At 67.4% G+C, this 16,975-nt stretch carries 12 protein-coding genes and 1 pseudogene; 6 read left to right on the top strand and 7 right to left on the bottom strand.

The features are described from left to right. Nucleotides 1–6: 6 nt before the first annotated feature. The gene (locus tag BG28_RS04475) at nucleotides 7–1,485 is read right to left on the bottom strand and encodes an NAD-dependent succinate-semialdehyde dehydrogenase (protein ID WP_152539207.1); all 1,479 of its coding nucleotides are present in this window, start codon (nucleotides 1,483–1,485) and stop codon (nucleotides 7–9) included. A gap of 181 nt (nucleotides 1,486–1,666) precedes the next feature. Between BG28_RS04475 and BG28_RS04480 the strand changes: the two genes are divergently transcribed. Then, nucleotides 1,667–2,962, top strand: coding sequence for an aspartate aminotransferase family protein (locus tag BG28_RS04480; protein WP_036474523.1), 1,296 nt, complete (start codon nucleotides 1,667–1,669; stop codon nucleotides 2,960–2,962). A gap of 49 nt (nucleotides 2,963–3,011) precedes the next feature. On the opposite strand, the gene BG28_RS04485 is transcribed toward BG28_RS04480, so the two are convergent. Continuing rightward, a complete protein-coding gene (locus BG28_RS04485) occupies nucleotides 3,012–3,803 on the bottom strand; it encodes an SGNH/GDSL hydrolase family protein (protein ID WP_051500976.1) in 792 nt (263 codons plus the stop codon). Between the two features lie 97 nt (nucleotides 3,804–3,900). Continuing rightward, nucleotides 3,901–4,872 carry an aldolase gene (locus BG28_RS14835; protein ID WP_235180964.1) on the bottom strand — a complete coding sequence of 324 codons (972 nt, stop codon included), beginning with the start codon at nucleotides 4,870–4,872 and terminating at the stop codon, nucleotides 3,901–3,903. On the opposite strand from BG28_RS14835, the gene BG28_RS04495 reads away from it, so the two are divergent. Next, nucleotides 4,871–5,194: an NAD-binding protein gene (locus BG28_RS04495; protein WP_036474525.1), complete on the top strand. Its 324-nt coding sequence runs from the start codon at nucleotides 4,871–4,873 to the stop codon at nucleotides 5,192–5,194. The genes BG28_RS14835 and BG28_RS04495 overlap by 2 nt on opposite strands. Here BG28_RS04495 and BG28_RS04500 read toward each other — a convergent pair. Continuing rightward, nucleotides 5,185–6,333 (bottom strand): glutathione S-transferase family protein, encoded by a 1,149-nt coding sequence (locus tag BG28_RS04500; RefSeq protein ID WP_036474527.1) that lies wholly within the window; start codon nucleotides 6,331–6,333, stop codon nucleotides 5,185–5,187. The two genes, BG28_RS04495 and BG28_RS04500, sit on opposite strands and share 10 nt — an antisense overlap. Nucleotides 6,334–6,371: 38 nt before the next feature. Between BG28_RS04500 and BG28_RS04505 the strand changes: the two genes are divergently transcribed. Further along, complete coding sequence (locus BG28_RS04505; RefSeq protein ID WP_036474528.1) at nucleotides 6,372–7,181, top strand: MBL fold metallo-hydrolase; 810 nt, start codon at nucleotides 6,372–6,374, stop codon at nucleotides 7,179–7,181. Between the two features lie 3 nt (nucleotides 7,182–7,184). Here the strand turns inward: BG28_RS04505 and BG28_RS04510 are convergent, their stop codons facing one another. Beyond that, nucleotides 7,185–7,592, bottom strand: a complete 408-nt coding sequence (locus tag BG28_RS04510) for a hypothetical protein (RefSeq protein ID WP_133725591.1) — start codon at nucleotides 7,590–7,592, stop codon at nucleotides 7,185–7,187. 93 nt (nucleotides 7,593–7,685) lie between these two features. Between BG28_RS04510 and BG28_RS04515 the strand changes: the two genes are divergently transcribed. Beyond that, the gene (locus BG28_RS04515) at nucleotides 7,686–8,663 is read left to right on the top strand and encodes an SDR family oxidoreductase (RefSeq protein WP_084479436.1); all 978 of its coding nucleotides are present in this window, start codon (nucleotides 7,686–7,688) and stop codon (nucleotides 8,661–8,663) included. Nucleotides 8,664–8,750: 87 nt separating this feature from the next. Here the strand turns inward: BG28_RS04515 and BG28_RS04520 are convergent, their stop codons facing one another. Then, complete coding sequence (locus tag BG28_RS04520) at nucleotides 8,751–10,310, bottom strand: mechanosensitive ion channel family protein (RefSeq protein ID WP_161634794.1); 1,560 nt, start codon at nucleotides 10,308–10,310, stop codon at nucleotides 8,751–8,753. Between the two features lie 174 nt (nucleotides 10,311–10,484). Between BG28_RS04520 and hisD the strand changes: the two are divergent. Then, nucleotides 10,485–11,791: pseudogene (gene hisD, locus BG28_RS04525) on the top strand (histidinol dehydrogenase). Between the two features lie 164 nt (nucleotides 11,792–11,955). Here hisD and BG28_RS15605 read toward each other — a convergent pair. After that, nucleotides 11,956–15,669, bottom strand: a complete 3,714-nt coding sequence (locus tag BG28_RS15605; RefSeq protein WP_036474530.1) for an SH3 domain-containing protein — start codon at nucleotides 15,667–15,669, stop codon at nucleotides 11,956–11,958. A 775-nt stretch (nucleotides 15,670–16,444) separates the two neighbouring features. Between BG28_RS15605 and BG28_RS04535 the strand changes: the two genes are divergently transcribed. Continuing rightward, entirely contained in the window at nucleotides 16,445–16,924 is a 480-nt protein-coding gene (locus BG28_RS04535) for a hypothetical protein (protein WP_133725593.1), read from the top strand. Nucleotides 16,925–16,975: the final 51 nt, after the last annotated feature.

Below are 16,975 nucleotides of genomic sequence, written 5' to 3' on the forward strand. Positions count from 1 at the left end.
TCCTGCTCACATGGCGATGCCGATGTACTTGGTCTCGAGGAACTCCTCGATGCCGGTGTCCCCACCCTCACGGCCCAGCCCCGACTCCTTGATCCCGCCGAAGGGGGCGGCAGGGTTGGAGACCGCACCCTGGTTCAGCCCCACCATGCCGGACTCCACGGCCTCGGCGACCCGGATGCCGCGGCGCAGGTTCTCGGTGTAGACGTAGTTGACCAGCCCGTACTCGGTGGCGTTGATCCAGGAGATGACCTCCTCCTCGGTGTCGAAGGCAGTCAGCGGAGCCACGGGTCCGAAGATCTCCTCCTCGCGCATCCGGGCCCCGTCCGGAATATCGGTGAGCACTGTGGGCGGATAGAAGTAGCCGTCGCGGTCCACCGGCTGCCCGCCGAGCAGGACCTTCGCGCCGCCGTCGACCGCCTCGGTGACCAGGGCGTCGACCTTCTCGAGCTGCTTGGCGTCCACCAGCGGTCCGACGCGCACCCCGTCCTCCACGCCGCGGCCCAGCGGGAGCTTCTCCATCTCGGCGGAGAGCTTGGCGGCGAACTCATCGATCACGCTCCGGTGCACGAAGATCCGGTTGGCCGCGGTGCAGGCCTCGCCGGTGTTGCGCATCTTGGCCAGCAGCGCGCCCGCCACGGCGGCGTCGATGTCGGCGTCCTCGAAGACCACGAATCCAGCGTTGCCGCCGAGCTCCATGGAGGTGCGCAGCACCCGCTCGGAGGCCTGCTCCAGCAGCTTCCGGCCGACTCCGGTGGAGCCGGTGAAGGAGAGCTTGCGCGCGATGCCGGAGCGGATCAGCGGCTCCATCACCTTGCCCGAGGTGGACGTCACCAGGACGTTGACGGCGCCTGCGGGGAGGCCTGCCTCGTGCAGGATGTCCGCGAGCGCGAGCATGGACAGCGGGGTCAGCTCGGCAGGCTTGATCACCGAGGTGCAGCCCGCGGCGATGGCCGGGCCGAGCTTCCGGGCACCCATGGCCAGCGGGAAGTTCCACGGGGTGATCAGGATCGTGGGACCCACCGGCTGCTTCGCCACCAGGAAGCGGGCGCCTCCGGCCGGTGCGGTCTGGTAGCTGCCGCTGATCCGGGTGGCCTCCTCCGCGAAGTGCCGGAAGAACTCGGCGGCATAGGTCACCTCGCCGTAGGCGTCGCTCAGCGGCTTACCCATCTCCAGGGTCATCAGCAGCGCGAGGTCATCCTTGCGCTCGTGCATCAGCTCGAAGGCCCGCATCAGGATGTTCGCGCGCTCCCGCGGGGCCATCGCGGCGAGTCCGGGCTGCGCGGCCTCGGCGGCCTTCAGCGCGTTCCAGCCATCGCGCTCGGAGGCGTCGGCCACGGTGCAGAGCAGCCTGCCGGTGGAGGGATCGTTGACCTCCAGGGTGGCTCCGCCCTGGGCGTCCACCCATTCGCCGTTGATGTAGAGACGCTTGGGCGTCGCCTCGATCAGACTGGATTCGCGCTCTGCGGTGATGCTCTGCTCTGCCATGGGTCCTCCTTGAGAGGGTGCGATGGACGTGACGTGGGCCTTCGAGGGCCAGCCTACGCCGCCTGCGCGGCCGGCGTCGCTGGGCCCTGCGCGATGACCGTACGTCATTCTGGCCTTGCGCCGCGATGACCGCTAACCTGGAGCACAAGAAGATTGTCAACAATCCGAAAGGTGCATTTCGATGGCGACGCTGTCTCCCCAGCTGAAGCAGGCGACCCAAGTGGTGGCGACCCGCGGCGAGGGCGTGTGGCTCTATGACGAGGCGGGCCAGCCGCATCTGGACTTCACCGCCGGCATCGGGGTGACCAGCACCGGCCACTGCCACCCGCATGTGGTCGCGGCCGCTCAGGCGCAGGTGGGAAGCCTGATCCACGGGCAGTACACCACGATCATGCACCAGCCGCTGCTGGCGCTCACCGAGCGGCTCTCTGAGGTGCTGCCGGCGGGACTGGATTCGGTGTTCTTCTCCAACTCCGGCTCCGAGGCCGCCGAGGCGGCGCTGCGCCTGGCGCGACAGGCCACCGGGCGGCCCAATATCGTAGTGTTCCAGGGCGGCTTCCACGGACGCACCGTGGCAGCGGCGTCCATGACCACCTCCGGAACCAAGTTCCGCGCGGGGTTCAGCCCGCTGATGTCCGGCGTCGTCGTCGCCCCGTTCCCCAACCCCAGCCACTACCGCGAGTACGGCTGGGATCAGGAGCAGGCCACCGACTTCGCGCTCAAGGAGCTGGATCTGCTGCTGCAGACCCAGTCCAATCCGGCGGACACCGCCGCGTTCCTGGTGGAGCCGGTGCTCGGCGAGGGCGGCTATGTGCCGGGCAATGAGCGCTTCTTCGCGGGCCTGCGCGAGCGCGCCGATCGGCACGGGATCCTGGTGATCATCGACGAGGTCCAGACCGGCTTCGGGCGCACCGGCAAGTTCTGGGGCCACGACCACTTCGTCGCGGAGGGCTCACCGCGGCTGCCCGACATCATGATGTTCGCCAAGGGCATCGCCTCGGGCTTCCCGATCTCCGGGATCGCGGCCTCGGCGGAGCTGATGGGCAAGGCCTGGCCCGGCTCCCAGGGCGGCACCTATGGCGCCAATGCGGTGGCCTGCGCCGCGGCGGTGGCCACCCTGGAGGTGATCGCCCAGGAAGGCCTGGTGCAGAACAGCGCGGTGCGCGGAGAACAACTGCGCGCGGGCCTGCGCGAGATCGCCGTGGCGGCGAACGCCCGGACGCACGCTGCGCGCATCGCCGAGGTGCGCGGACTGGGTCTGATGGTGGGCAACGAGTTCCGCGACGCCCACGGGGCTCCGGATCCAGCCACCGCGACCGCTGTGCAGCAGGAGGCCGCCCGACGAGGGCTGCTCCTGCTGATCTGCGGCTCCTGGGGCGAGGTGGTCCGGTTCATCCCGGCGCTGGTGGTCTCGGAGTCGGAGGTGGACCAGGCGTTGACGCTGTGGTCCGAAGCGGTGGCAGCCGTCCTCACGTGATCCGGTGAGATCCAGCCGGCCGGACCTGCGGGGTTCGGCCGGCCGCCGGCTACCAGATCCGGGAGGTCAGCTGCGGGTACTTCGGGGACATGTCATCGCCCGAGGAGGTGCGCGTGACGCGCCGCCTGAGCCAGGGGTAGAGGTAGTCCTTGGTCCAGGTCAGCTCGCTGATCAAGCGCTCGGGCAGCGAGGCCAGCGGTGCGTCGTCGACCTCGGGGTCCTCGATCTCGTCCTTCTCGCCGAGGACCTTGAGCACCTCCTTGGCCATCATCATGTGCCCAGCGATCCCCAGGTGCATCCGGTCCTCGTCCCAGTAGCGCCAGTCCTGGAACGCACGCATGTGCCAGAAGTCGACCAGATCCAGGTCGAAGTCGGCGGCGATCTTGCGCACGTGCTCGTTGTAGATGGCGGTCCGGCCACGGGTGGCCTTGAACAGCGGGGCCTGGCCGGAGTCAAAGCCGGTGAACAGGACCACGCGGGCGCCGCTGCCGATGAGCTTCTCCACGCCCCAGCGGTAGCGCTCCATGAGCGCGTCGATGTTCACGGTGGGGCGCAGGATGTCATTGCCGCCGGCGTAGACGGTGACCAGTGTGGGGCCGAGCCCGATCGCGGGGTCCAGCTGCTCGTCAAGGACCTGCTGGAGCTTCTTGCCGCGCACCGCGAGGTTCGCGTAGCCCCAGGAGGAGTCATTGGCGATCAGCTGACCTGCCACCCGGTCGGCCCAGCCGCGCACCCCGTTGGGGCTGGATGGATCGATGTCTGCCACACCCTCGCTGAACGAGTCCCCCAGGGCGACGAAGCGTTTCTTGAATGGACCGTCGAGTTGATCTGATGCGGACATTGAGCCCTCCCGTTCGCATGCGGCTGGCGTTCTCTCTGCAGCAACCCTACCGGTGGCTCGGCCAGGACTGAACCCGGACTCGGAGGGACGCCCCGGCTCAGCCGAGCAGGTCCTGGATCTGCTCCTCGTTGAGCGGGCGGGTCGCCCGACCCTCCAGCAGGAAGGCCAGCTGGGCGGAGACCTCGAGCTCCTCGGCAGCGTTGACCGCGTCGTGAAGCGAGCTGCCGGCCACGATCGTGCCGTGGTTCGCCAGAATCACCGCCGGGCCGCGCCGCCCCGTCGCGAGGATGTCCTGAAGCACCGCAGCGGATCCGGGCTTGCAGTAGGGCACGGTGGGAACCTCGCGCCCCAGCCGCATGATGAAATACGGGGTCAGTGGCGGGATCGGCTGGGCCCGATCGAGACAGCTGATCGCGGTCACGTAGGTGGAGTGCAGATGCACGACGGCGGCGGCCTGCGGGCGGGCCTGATACATCGCCTGGTGCATCACCACCTCCTTGGACGGCTTGGGCCCGGCGGTGTGCACCCACTGCGCGTCCAGCTCTAAGAGCTCATCAGGGTCAAGACGTCCCAGCGAGGAGTTCGTGGGCGTCATCAGGAACCCGTCCTGAGTCCGGACGCTGATGTTCCCGGCACTGCCCACGGAGAAGCCGCGCTGGAACAGGCTCGCTCCCAGCGCTACGATGCTCTCGCGCAGCGCGTCCTCGTTCCCAGCCGGTGCTCTTATCGATGTGTCCTCTCCTCGGGGGTGTCGGGTCAGGCTGCGCGGGCTGCGCAGCGGATGCGTGACCAGGGTGGTGGCCCAGGCGATGGTCGTCGGGATGGACCAGACCAGCATCTGGTGCTTGGCGTTCTTCACGCCCAGCATCCGGTTGACCACCCAGAAGAAGCTGTCGTTGAAGTAGCCGAAGAACAGCGAGCCCAGCGCTGCGGCCTGGGCCGCGAGCACCATGTTCACATCGGGCGCCTGAGCCAGGATAGGCGCCGAGATCGAGGCGGCGGTGATGATCGCGACGGTGCCGGAGCCCTGGATGATGCGCACCACCGTGGCGATGAGGAACGGGATCATGATCGTGGGAACCGAGGCGCTGGCCCTGGCCCAGAGGCTCGGGCTCGATCCGGCCCAGGCGCTCGAGGCGGTGGCCGAAGGGGCGGCCGGCTCCTTCATGCTCAGCGATCGAGGTCCGCGGATGCTGGAGGGCCCTGACGCGCAGGTGGCCAGCGCTGTGGGAACTTTCGTGAAGGACGCGTGCCTGGTGAGCGACCTCGCCGGCGCCCACGGCTTCGAGGCGCCGATGCTCGAGGCCGCCCGGGCGAAGTACCTGGAAGCCGCCGACGCCGGTCTGGCGCGCCAGGACGACTCCCAGGTGATTGGGACCTATCAGCGGTAGAGCGGGTTGGCTCCACCGGGCTGCTCGGAGGTCGCCACCGGGCCCGGAGCGGTGCCGGTGCCGAAGGGTGCTCCGCCGAGGGCCTCACGGCCGTGCTCGCTCAGCCAGTTCTCCAGGTCGGGTCCGACCGGGGTGATCTGGGTCGGGTTGAGGTCCTCGTGGACCTCGTAGTAGTGCCGCTTGATCTGGTCGAAGTCCACCGTGTCCCCGAAGCCGGGGGTCTGGAACAGGTCCCGGGCGTAGGCCCAGAGGTTGGGCATCTCGGTGAGCTTGTTGCGGTTGCACTTGAAGTGCCCGTGATAGACCGGGTCGAAGCGGACCAGGGTGGTGAACAGCCGCACGTCGGCCTCGGTGATCTGCTCGCCCATCAGGTAGCGGCTGCCGGCCAGCCGGTCCTCGAGCCAGTCCAGCGCGGTGAAGAGCCGGTCGTAGGCGTCCTGGTAGGCGCTCTGGGAGCCCGCGAATCCTGCCCGGTAGACCCCGTTGTTGACCTCGGTGAAGATCCGCTTGATCACCGGGAGCATCTCCTCGAGCGTGTCCTCCGGGAGCAGGTCCGGGGCGCCGGGGCGGTGGTGCTCGCGCCACTGGGTGGAGAGGTCGAAGGTCAGCTGCGGGTAGTTGTTCGTGACCACCCCGCCGGAGGGGACGTCGACCAGCGCCGGGACGGTGATCCCGCGCGGGTAGTCCGGGAAGCGGGCGAAGTAGTTCTCCTGCAGCCGCTCGGTGCCCAGCACCGGGTCCACTCCGCCGGAGTCCAGGTCGAAGGTCCAGGAGCGCGCATCATGCGTGGGCCCGGGGGTGCCCAGCGAGATGGCGTCCTCCAGCCCGAGCAGCCGGCGGATGATGATCGAGCGGTGGGCCCAGGGGCAGGCGCGGGCGGCGACGAGCCGGTAGCGTCCGGGCTCCACTGGCCAGGCATGACCGCCCTCGGTGAGCCCCGCCAGGCGAGGATCGCCGATGGATGAGGCCTCCTCCTGCGGCGCGGCCTGGACCGCCTGCGGGTCGGCGACCACGCGATCCTCGATGTAGTTGGTGTCGCGGGTGAACTCCCCCCCGGTCACATAGGCACCCTTGGTGGAGTGCTCGGTGCCTGCCGTCTTCTGGGGTTCGCTGCGCTGAGCTTCCGTGTTCTGGGCCATATTCTCAGCCTACGCGTGCGCGTCGGTAGGCTGAGAACATGTCTGAGTCCAGTCCGGTGCAGCGGATCACCTGCGACAACCCCTCTCCGATGACGCTGCAGGGGACCAACACCTACGTGCTGGGCGGAGATCAGGCCCCGGAGGTCGTGATCATCGATCCCGGGCCGGCCGATCACCCGGTGCATCTGGCGCAGGTGCGCGCCGTCGTCGGCTCCCGCCGGGTCGCCCAGATCCTGGTCACACATCGTCATGCTGACCACACCGGGGCCGCGGCAAGCTTCGGTGAGGCCTTCGCAGCGCCGGTGCGCGGGCACAGCCCGGACCAGTGCCTCAGACGTGGCGAGCAGCCGGCCGCCGCGCTGTCCGACGGGGAGACCATCGAACTGGGCGGCCTGCGGCTGCGCGTGCTGCACACCCCGGGCCACACCTCGGATTCGGTCTGCTTCTGGCTGACCGGCGACGCCGAAGACGATGGACCGGCGATGTTCACCGGAGACACGATTCTGGGTGAGGGCACGACGATGCTCGATCACCCGGACGGCACGCTCACCGATTATCTGCAGAGCCTCGAGAGGCTCAGCGAGTACGCCCAGGCCAGGCTGCTTCCGGCGCACGGTCCGGCTCAGCCCAGCGCGGCTGAGGCTGCCCGGCGCTATCTGGCCCACCGGCTCGAACGCCTGGACCAGGTCCGTGAGCTGCTGCGCACGGCCGATGACGAGGGAGCCACATTGGACGCGCCGGCGCTGGGAGAGCTGATCTACGGTCAGCGCAGCGGGCTCCCGGCGGGGATCACCACCAAGATTGCGGCGGCCCAGCTGCAGCATCTGGTGCACCTGGGCGAACGCTGAGCGCTAGAAGGGCCGCCTGATGTGATCGGACTCGGTCCAGCGGATGGAGTCCACGGTGATTCCCTCGGCGTTGAGGTGGTCCAACAGCGCCGAACCTGCGGAGTTCAACCGGGCGAAGGCGACCTCCCCGGGATCTGCCCCGGAACCGGAGGCGTAGAAGCTCAGCTTCAGTCCGCGCCGGCCCGCCGCGTCGTGGAACTCGGCCTTGGACACCGAGAGCTGGCCGTCGGTGACTCCCACCAGCGGGCCCGCTCCAATGTCGACACGGAACGGGTCCATGAACCCGGTGAGCTCCTCTACCGCATCGTCCACGGCGATCAGGTCGGAAGCGAAGATCTCGGCATGCAGCACCGCCCATTCATCGGCCGCCAGGGGGCGCTGCCCCCACGCAGCGCGTCTCTTCCAGCGCAATGATCCTCCTGTTGTGTGATGTGAAGGCCGGTCTCGGCGCTTCAGGCGCAATGCTTACCGCGCCGCCCGGCTCTGCACTCTAGGATAGCCAGCATGAGCAACCACACGGCCGTCATCACCGGTTCCACCGCCGGCCTCGGCGCAGCGTTTGCGCGCCAGCTGGCTGCACAGGGCTACGACCTCGTTCTGGTCGCCCGCGATGGAGAGCGCCTGCGGATGCAGGCGGAGTCCATGGCTTCCCAATACGGGGTGGACACCTCGGTCATCGTCGCGGATCTGGTGACCGACGATGGGGTCGCAGCCGTCCAGGAACGGCTGGCCGACCGCACGAACCCGGTCCACCTGCTGGTGAACAACGCCGGGCACGGGCTGGCCACTGAGTTCATCGACTCGGATCTCGAGGATGAGCGCAAGCTGCTGCGTCTGCATGTGCAGACCACCATGGAGCTCACGCACACCGCGGCCAGCGCGATGGTGCGCCGCCGCGGCGGACGGATCATCAACGTCGCCTCGGTGGCCGGCTACACCCCCACCGGGACCTACTCGGCGGCGAAGTCCTGGGTGATCAACTTCTCCAAGGGGCTGCACTCACAGCTGCGCTCTCGCGGAGTGACCGTCACCGCGCTGGTGCCCGGACTGGTGCGCACCGAGTTCCACCAGCGTTCCGGCATCAAGATCACTGCCGTCAAGCGCTGGATGTGGCTGGATGCCGAGGACGTGGTGCGGCAGGCGCTCACGGCCAACGCGCAGGGCGCCTCGACCTGTGTGCCGGCGCGCAGCTACCAGGTGCTCACCGCCGGACTGCGCTTCATGCCCGACTCGATGGTTCAGTGGGCCGTGGACAAGCGCACGGGAACCCCGGAACAGGACAGCGACTCCGGGCCGCAGACCCCCGGAGCGATCGAGACCGCGAAGGTCGGCGCGTCGCGAGGTCTCGAGTACGGGACCGGCGACGGCACTGCGGAGCCGACCACCGAGGCGATCAAGACCGTGAACGCCTATAAGACGGCCAAGGCCAAGAACTCCGCCAAGGGCAGCACGACCCGGGAGTCCCAGCCTCCGACGGAGTGACCCCGGGCCGGGGCTGTGCCACCGCCACGGCACGGCCCGGCACCGCCCGGGCCCCAGCTCGGGCGACGGTCAGCGTGCCGGGGGCGTTCAGCGCGGCCGCGCGGGTCCCTCGCCGGGACGCCGCGTGGCGGCGGCACCGAAGGTCTCCTCCTCGGCGGCCTCAGCCTTGTGCTGCGGCACCGCCTGAGTGGGCGCGGCGTCCTCGGGATAGGCGGTGCCGTCCTCGTCGAGCTCGGGTGAGTCCTGGCGTTCCTCCTGCCGTTCGAGCCGCTCGCGGTAGGCTTCGGCCCCGGGACCGGAGAACTCCCGGTTGCGCTGCACGGCGGCGATCGAGCCGGTGAAGACCGAGGCCCCCTCTCCCGCCTGGGTCACCGGCTGGGAGTCCATTCCGGAGTCGACGACGCCGACCTGCCCGGTGCGCACCGGGGCCGGGGACTTCGCCAGCGCCTCCTCGTTGGTCAGCAGCATCCGCTGGGTGAACACCGCATAGGGGTGCTCGGCGCGCAGGTAGTTCACCAGGTCCTCGCGGATCAGGCAGCGCAGATCCCAGAGCTCCCCGGAGTTCCGCGCGGAGACCACGACGCGCGCCTTGACCATGCCGCCCACGGCGTCGGTGACCTGCAGCGAGTAGTCCCGACCGTCCCAGAGCTCGGCGGAGTCCAGCAGTCGCTTGAGCCGGGCGCGCAGCGGATCCATTGGGACGCGCCAGTCCACGTCGAGCTCCACGGTCCCGAGGATGTCGGTGCCGACCCGGGTCCAGTTCTCGAAGGGAGTGGCCACGAAGTAGCTGGACGGGTAGATGAACCGACGCTCGTCCCAGGACTTGATCACCACCGCGGTGAGCGTGATGTCCTCGACCGTGCCGAAGTTGCCCTCCACCACGACGACGTCTCCGGCACGGATCGAATCGGTGAAGGCCAGCTGGATGCCGGCGAACACATTGGTCAGCACCGACTGCATCGCCAGACCGACCACCACAGAGGCCACACCCGCGGAGGCCAGCAGCCCGGCGCCGAGCGCGCGCACCTGAGGGATCATCAGCAGGATCGCCGCCACCGCCAGGGTGATGATGACCGCTGTGAGGATTCGCCGGATCAGCGAGACCTGGGTGGCCAGTCGGCGGCCGCGCCGGTCCTCCACATCCAGCTCCCCCTCGGAGTGGCCGATGTATTTGGAGTAGATCATCGCCTCCGCGATCCGCACGATCCGCAGCGCCCACCAGGCGACACCGATCACCACCGCCACCAGCAGCACGAAGGAGACCGGCAGGAACCATTCGGCCGCGCTGAGCGTGATGTTCAGCGTGAACCAGGTCCCGATCAGCACCAGGGTGATGAACAGCGGGGTCCGGGTCCGGTTCACCGCATGCTTGACCCCGTCGTTGTGCCGGAAGATCTGCTTGAGCAGCATCGAGGACATCACGGTGACCACCAGAGCGATCACCACCGCGAGCACCAGTCCGATGATGATGCCGAAGAACGGACCCTGCTCGACGATCAGGCTCTCGAGTCCTTCCGGGACGCTCTCTTCGACGATGTCACCGACCCCCTCGGTGGGTGCCACCTCCTGCTCGGGAGCCAGATCAGTGGTTTGCGGCACGGCGAAGGCCAGTGAGCTCGGTGAGAAATCCATCCGGGAAAAGACCATGGCCAGCATCATGCCACGCCGCTCTGGACGAGCACTGGAACACCCCGGGAGGTCCGGTGTGTGGGCTCTCACGTCACGAAGTGGGCGCGAGCGCCCTGCAATAGGGACAATGGTGCGGTGCTCACCTTCGATCCAGCGGGCGCGCACCTGATCAGCTCACCCCCTAGGAGAACCATGCTCACCCTCAAGGACCTTCGCGGCAGCGCGATCGACGCCGCCGCGGTGCTGCCCCGCGCCTCCCAGGACATCTCCACGACCATCGAGACCGTGGCGCCGATCCTTCAGGACGTGCGACTCAACGGCGTCTCCGCCCTGCTGGAGTATTCGGAGAAGTTCGACGGCGTCCGGCCACCCTCGCTGCGAGTGCCCGCGGAGAAGCTCCGCGAGGCGGCCGAGCAGCTCACGCCTGAGGTCCGCGCGGCGCTGGAGGAGCTCATCCTGCGAGCCCGCGCGGTGCATGAGGCACAGCTGCCGGAGGCTTCCGAGGTCTCCCCCGGCCCGGCGCCCGCGTGATCAACCGTTGGGCCCCGATCCGTCGGGTGGGCCTGTACGTGCCCGGCGGCCAGGCCGTCTACCCCTCCTCGGTGGTGATGAACGTCGTGCCCGCACAGGTGGCCGGGGTGAGTTCGCTGGCGATCGCCTCACCGCCGCAGGCAGACTTCGGCGGGCTGCCGCACCCGACCATCCTGGGCGCCGCGCACCTGCTCGGGATCGAGGAGGTCTACGCCGTCGGCGGCGCGCAGGCGGTGGCGATGTTCGCCTACGGCGCGAAGGACCAGGCGGGCCAGCAGGTCTGCCCTCCGGTCTCGCTGATCACCGGACCGGGGAACATCTTCGTGGCCACGGCCAAGCGCGCGGTCCAGGGGGTGGTGGGCATCGACTCCGAGGCGGGTCCCACCGAGATCATGGTGCTCGCCGATGACAGCGCGCCAGCGGAGCTGATCGCCGCGGATCTGATCTCCCAGGCGGAACATGATGCCCTGGCCGCCGCCGTCCTGGTGACGCCCTCAATGACGCTCGCCGAGTCCGTCGCGACGGAGGTCGAGCGCCAGGCGCGAGACACCCGGCATGCGGACCGGGTCAAGCAGGCGCTGAGCGGCACCCAGTCCGCAGTGCTGGTGGTCGACACCATGGAGCAGGGTGTGGAGATCGCCAACGCCTACGGCGCGGAGCACCTGGAGCTGATGACTCGGGATGATGCCGGGATCGTGGATCAGATCCACAACGCCGGCGCGGTGTTCGTCGGCGCCCACACCCCGGTCTCCCTGGGCGATTACTGCGCGGGTTCAAACCACGTGCTCCCCACCGGCGGCGCGTCCGCGTATTCCGCCGGGCTCAACGTCTCCAGCTTCCTGCGCTCCCAGCAGGTCATCCACTACGACCGGGAGGGTCTGCGCGCGGTCGCGGCCCACGTCTCGGCGCTGGCCCAGGCTGAAGGGCTCCCGGCCCACGGCGACGCCGTCCAGGCCCGGTTCCGCTGACGACGACGGCGGACGCGACTCTCCCGCGAATGAGGGAGTCGAGCCCGCCGTCGTCGTACTGATGCGTCTTGGTCCTCAACACGGTAGCTCGGGACGCGGCACCACTGGTGGCGCCGCTCCCCGAGCTGCCGTGTTGAGTTCTCTACCAGCTCTGAGCCGAAGGCTCAGGCCTGGGAGATGTAGCTGGTGTTGACCCAGCCGGTGTAGTTGTCCCCGCCGACCTTGTACTGGACCTTGAGCCAGGACCCCTCGCGCTGAAGCTGCTTGAGCTCCGTGCCGCGCGGGACCTGCACGAGCTTGTCGCTGGATGTGGAGGCCTCTTCGCGCAGCGGCACGCTGTAGCTCGCAGTCCAGGTCCCTGCGGCCGAGACCGAGGAGACGGTCTTCGCGCTGGGGTGGACCTTGTAGTAGTCGTCCCCGTAGCCGCCCGGGTCCCCCTTGAGCCCCAGCTGGGAGGTGCAGTGCGGCCAGGCGTTCCAGCCCTGCTTCTTCCAGAGCATGTGGGCCCGCTTGATCTGTTCCTCTCTGGTGGCCTGGTGCGGGAAGCCGGAGCCGCCCACTTCCTTCCAGGACTCAGGGCTGAACTGGATGCCGCCGTAGAAGCCGTTGCCGGTGTTGATCTTCCAGTTCCCACCGGATTCACACTGTGCCAGCTTGTCCCAGGCCGAGCTGTACGGGCCGTTAGAGCTCTTGGTGTGCATGTTCGAGGTTGACGGTGCGGTGGAGGTGCCGCTGCCGGAGGACCCGGTGGTGGAGCCGCCGGTGGTCGAGCCGGAGCCCGAGGTGGAGGTGCCGCTGCCGGAGGACCCGGTGGTGGAGCCGCCGGTGGTCGAGCCGGAGCCAGAGGTGGCGGTGTCGGAGGTGGTTAGGAACTGCGCCGACATCCAACCGGTGGCACCGTTGACCTTGACCTCCTGCCAGCCGGTCGTCTTCTTCTCGAGCAGCTCGACCCTGGTTCCGGTCGGCACGGAGAACATCGTGCTGTTCTCGGTGCTCGGACCCATGCGGACATTCACCTGAGCCGTGGTGGTGGCGGTTCCGACGACCTTGCTCGTGCTGTTGGTCGAGTTCGCCAGGGTGGGGGTTGAGCTGCTGGAGCCCGTGCTGCTGGAGCCCGTGCTGCTGGAGCCCGTGCTGCTGGACCCGGAGCTGCCGGCGGCACCGGCGTTGATGTAGGTGGAGTCGACCCAGACGGTCTGCCCGCTGAAGACGAAGCTCACCCAGCCGCCGCTGCGCCCGGTGATCTCGAACTGACGCAGCGGGTTCAGGTTCAGGACCACCTGATGTGAGGTGCCTGGGCCGCTGCGAGCATTCAGATAGACGTTGGGCTTGACGTGATGGGTCCCGCTCGCGGAAGTGCTCGAACCCGAAGTGTTCGAAGACGACTCGGTGTTCGTCGATGAGGATGACCCGGTGGTCGAATCGCTCGGAGACGATGATGAGACCGGGGTCAGGAAGTCCGAATGGACCCACAGTGTGCGGGTTCCGTCCTGGAAGCTGACCCACTCGCCCATCTTGCCGGTGATGGAGATCTTCGTGCCCGGGGAAAGCACCTTCACGCTTGAGCTCGTCGCACTCGCGCCGGTACGGGCATTGAGGTGGATTCCGCTCTTCACCGTGTAGCTGCCGGAAGCCGCAGTTGGGGCGCTGCTGGAGTCGGACGAGGTGGAGCTGGGGGATTCGGTCGAGGTGGAGCTGCTGGAGTCGGACGAGGTGGAGACCTTCTCCAGGTATGCGACGCTCACCCAGAGATTCCGGGTGCCGTCGTGGAACCGGACCGCGGAGCCCTTCTCGCCGTTCACCTCGATCGTGGTGCCGGGCTTGAGCACCTTGGCGATGGAGCTCGTCGTGCTGGCAGTCGTGCGCGCATTGAGGTTCACCCCGGCCTTGACCGTGTAGCTGCCACTTGCGGGAGAGACACCGAAGGCCAGGGAGCCTGAGCTGGGGGATTCGGTCGAGGTGGAGCTGCTGGAGTCGGACGAGGTGGAGACCTTCTCCAGGTATGCGACGCTCACCCAGAGATTCCGGGTGCCATCGTGGAACCGGACCGCGGAGCCCTTCTCGCCGTTCACCTCGATCGTGGTGCCGGGCTTGAGCACCTTGGCGATGGAGCTCGTCGTGCTGGCAGTCGTGCGGGCATTGAGGTTGACCCCGGCCTTGACCGTGTAGGTGCCGCTGGCGGGAGAGACACCGTAGGCATAGGAGAAGGTGTTTGAAGAGCCGGTTGAGGTGGAGCCGCTGGAGCCGGTCGTGCTAGCAGTGACTCTCTCCAGGTGCGCTGCGGTCACCCAGAGGTTCTGAGTGCCGTCATGGAACCGGACCTTGGTGTCCTTCATACCGGTCAGCGTGACCGTGGTGCCGGGCTTGAGCACCTTGACCATGGGACTCGAACCGCTGGCATTCGAGCGGGCGACCAGATTCACCCCGGCCTTGACCTTGTAGCTGCCACTTGCGGGACTGACCCCATGGGCCAAATCACCGGTGCTCGCGGCAGTGTTCGTGCTAGCAGTGACTCTCTCCAGGTGCGCTGCGGTCACCCAGAGGTTCTGAGTGCCGTCATGGAACCGGACCTTGGTGTCCTTCATACCGGTCAGCGTGACCGTGGTGCCGGGCTTGAGCACCTTGACCATGGGACTCGAACCGCTGGCATTCGAGCGGGCGACCAGATTCACCCCGGCCTTGACCTTGTAGCTGCCACTTGCGGGACTGACCCCATGGGCCAAATCACCGGTGCTCGCGGAACTGGTGTTAGAGGAATCGGTGGAGGCGGTCGAAACCCGGGACAGGAAGTCGCCGTGCGACCAGACGGACTGACCGTTTCGGCTGAACTTCATCCAACCGCCGTGGGTTGCGGTGACGGTCACCGTGGTGCCCGAGGTGAGCCCCTGGAGAACCGCGTAGTTGCTACCGGGTCCGCTGCGGCCGTTCAGCGCCGCGATGGTCCGGTACTGGGTAGGCGTGATTGAGGTGCCCTGGGGGACGTTGGCCGCAGGCACAGTGCCGCCTCCGGCGGGACGGGAGGGCGTCAGTGAAGAGTGCGCCACCCAGCCGATACGACCGTTTGCGTTCACCCGCACCATGCCGTTGCTGGTGTCACCCGGGGCTGCGGTCAGCGTGGCGCCCGCTCCGAGCTGCATGATGACGGAACCGGTGCTGCTCGCGGTGGCGCGCAGCGGAGTTGAGTTCACGGTCCAGTAGTTGCAGGCAGACGGGTTGGTGATGTTCATCACGGTGGAGGCGGATGCGCGCAGGTCGACACCACGCTGTGCGAGCCAGGTCGTCGGGTTGTGCGAGGTGCCGTGCATCCAGGCACCCTCCCAGATCTCCAGGTGCAGGTGCGGCCCGGTGGATGGCCCCGAGCTTCCCACCCGCGAGATGGTCTGACCCGCCTGCACCGTCTGCCCGACGCGGACATGGGTGTGCGCATCCCACATGTGGAGGTAGGCGCTGTGGAAGGTCCTGCCGTCGATCTGGTGCTGCACGACGACGAAGCCGGTGTTGTACCGGTTGCCACTGAAGGCGCGTACCACGGTGCCTGCGGCCACAGAGTAGATCGGGCTGCCGTCGGCGGCACCGAGGTCCTGTCCCAAGTGGGAGGTAGAGGCACCCTGGGTCGGCATGCAGCGCGAGCCATACGGGGAGGTGTAGCTGAAGGTCCGCTGGGCCAGTGGGAGCCGGAACTGGGTGGCGTTCTGCGAGGCAGAGACGTCCACACTGCTCAGTCCGGTGAGACCGGTCGCTGGAGCATCCACCCCCGCAGTGGACAGCGCGGCCACATTCATAGGCGCGGTGTCCGCGGCGGCGGCATTCGCGGTCAGTGGCATGGTCAGGCCTACGGCCAGGGTGCCGACAACGGCAGACGAGAGTTTCTTCGGCACAGGTGCTTCCTCACTAGTCGTTCACAACAGAACGGCTCCATGCACACACCGGCATTCACGGTCGACGACGACTGGGACCCTCGCGCTCATCGGCTGGGAGACCGTCGAGCCCCCTTGTGGGGTGAGTGAGGACCAGCACGCGAAACACGCGCATGCGGAGTATTCATAAGCAGATATGGCGACTGGGGAAGCAGCGAACCGTACTAAGAGATGGGAAACCTACGCGTACAGCAAGCCGAGTCGGGACAACTGTAACCCACGATTAGTTGTCCACCACAAGAGTTTTTAAAAAAGCTTCAAGTTCAACTTTAACCACGCTGTGATCATGGAAACGAACCGAGCACGACACGTTGATGAACACGGTGGAGGACGCAAGAGCAGCGTTCGAGTCGACGTCCAGGCGTCCGCGAGCGCCTGGGAATGATTGGAGGGCAGCGCAGCTGGCGAACATCACTACCGCAGGATGCTCGCGTGGCGCTGCACTGCCCTCGCTGGAAAAGTATCCCATTCCAGGAGAGCAGGAACGCGCCGACGCCCGGCACGGCACGCCATTGTGATGTGTTCGTGACTCATGCCGCGCAGCGCGTGCCACACTGGACCCATGACGCCGCCTCCAGCTTCGAAATCCGCCCCCGCGCAGGGCGCCCAGATGGCCCGCACAAGAGTGCGAGGGATGCTGATACTCGCTTCCATGACGCCGTTCGCACTGTTGGGATGCGCAGCCGAGGAGGAGCCGAGCCCTCCGACGCAGCCGAGCTCGGAGTCGGCACCCCCCGTGGAGGAGTCCGAGGAGCCGCAGCAGACTTCGACCCCGGAACCGGAGGAGCAGCCCGACACCTCACCGGACGACGGCGATTCTGGCGAGATTCCCCAGGGTGAGGGACCGGGAGGCGACCTTCCCGATCCCGATGAGATCGACATCGAGAGAACTGAGGAACTAGGTGCTTATTTCTCTGAAGAAGAGGCTTGCATGTTCATCGGTTCAATGATGGAAGGCCTGCAAACTGACATGAATGAAGGGGTTGAAGATCAAGAGGTTCTTGATGAGATCTATTCTGCGGTCGAGCAGAACTATATTCTCGTCCCAGTAGAACTGCGGGAGCCGCTTGAAAACATTCTTGCTCTGGTCGACACCGATGTTGAATCACTCGACGAGGAAGCGGTCCTGGTCGCGGCGGAACCGGTGGACGGATGGTTTACGGTTGAATTCTGTGAAGGCGAATATCACAACCAGACTTCAGGCGGCGACGCCTGAGCCCCAAGAGTTCCAGGCAGCTCACAGGTCACGACCATCGACTGCCCAAGA

The sequence above is a fragment of the Nesterenkonia sp. AN1 genome, from assembly GCF_000582475.1.
In the GTDB taxonomy this organism is placed as follows: Bacteria; Actinomycetota; Actinomycetes; order Actinomycetales; family Micrococcaceae; genus Nesterenkonia; species Nesterenkonia aurantiaca.

Bases quoted from the DNA above. Each gene is read 5' to 3' on its own strand.
- BG28_RS04485 (WP_051500976.1), bottom strand. From the start codon at position 3,803: ATGTCCGCATCAGATCAACTCGACGGTCCATTCAAGAAACGCTTCGTC.
- BG28_RS04480 (WP_036474523.1), top strand. From the start codon at position 1,667: ATGGCGACGCTGTCTCCCCAGCTGAAGCAGGCGACCCAAGTGGTGGCG.
- BG28_RS04515 (WP_084479436.1), top strand. From the start codon at position 7,686: ATGAGCAACCACACGGCCGTCATCACCGGTTCCACCGCCGGCCTCGGC.
- BG28_RS04520 (WP_161634794.1), bottom strand. From the start codon at position 10,310: ATGGTCTTTTCCCGGATGGATTTCTCACCGAGCTCACTGGCCTTCGCC.
- BG28_RS14835 (WP_235180964.1), bottom strand. From the start codon at position 4,872: ATGATCCCGTTCCTCATCGCCACGGTGGTGCGCATCATCCAGGGCTCC.
- BG28_RS04500 (WP_036474527.1), bottom strand. From the start codon at position 6,333: ATGGCCCAGAACACGGAAGCTCAGCGCAGCGAACCCCAGAAGACGGCA.
- BG28_RS04505 (WP_036474528.1), top strand. From the start codon at position 6,372: ATGTCTGAGTCCAGTCCGGTGCAGCGGATCACCTGCGACAACCCCTCT.
- BG28_RS04475 (WP_152539207.1), bottom strand. From the start codon at position 1,485: ATGGCAGAGCAGAGCATCACCGCAGAGCGCGAATCCAGTCTGATCGAG.
- BG28_RS04495 (WP_036474525.1), top strand. From the start codon at position 4,871: ATGATCGTGGGAACCGAGGCGCTGGCCCTGGCCCAGAGGCTCGGGCTC.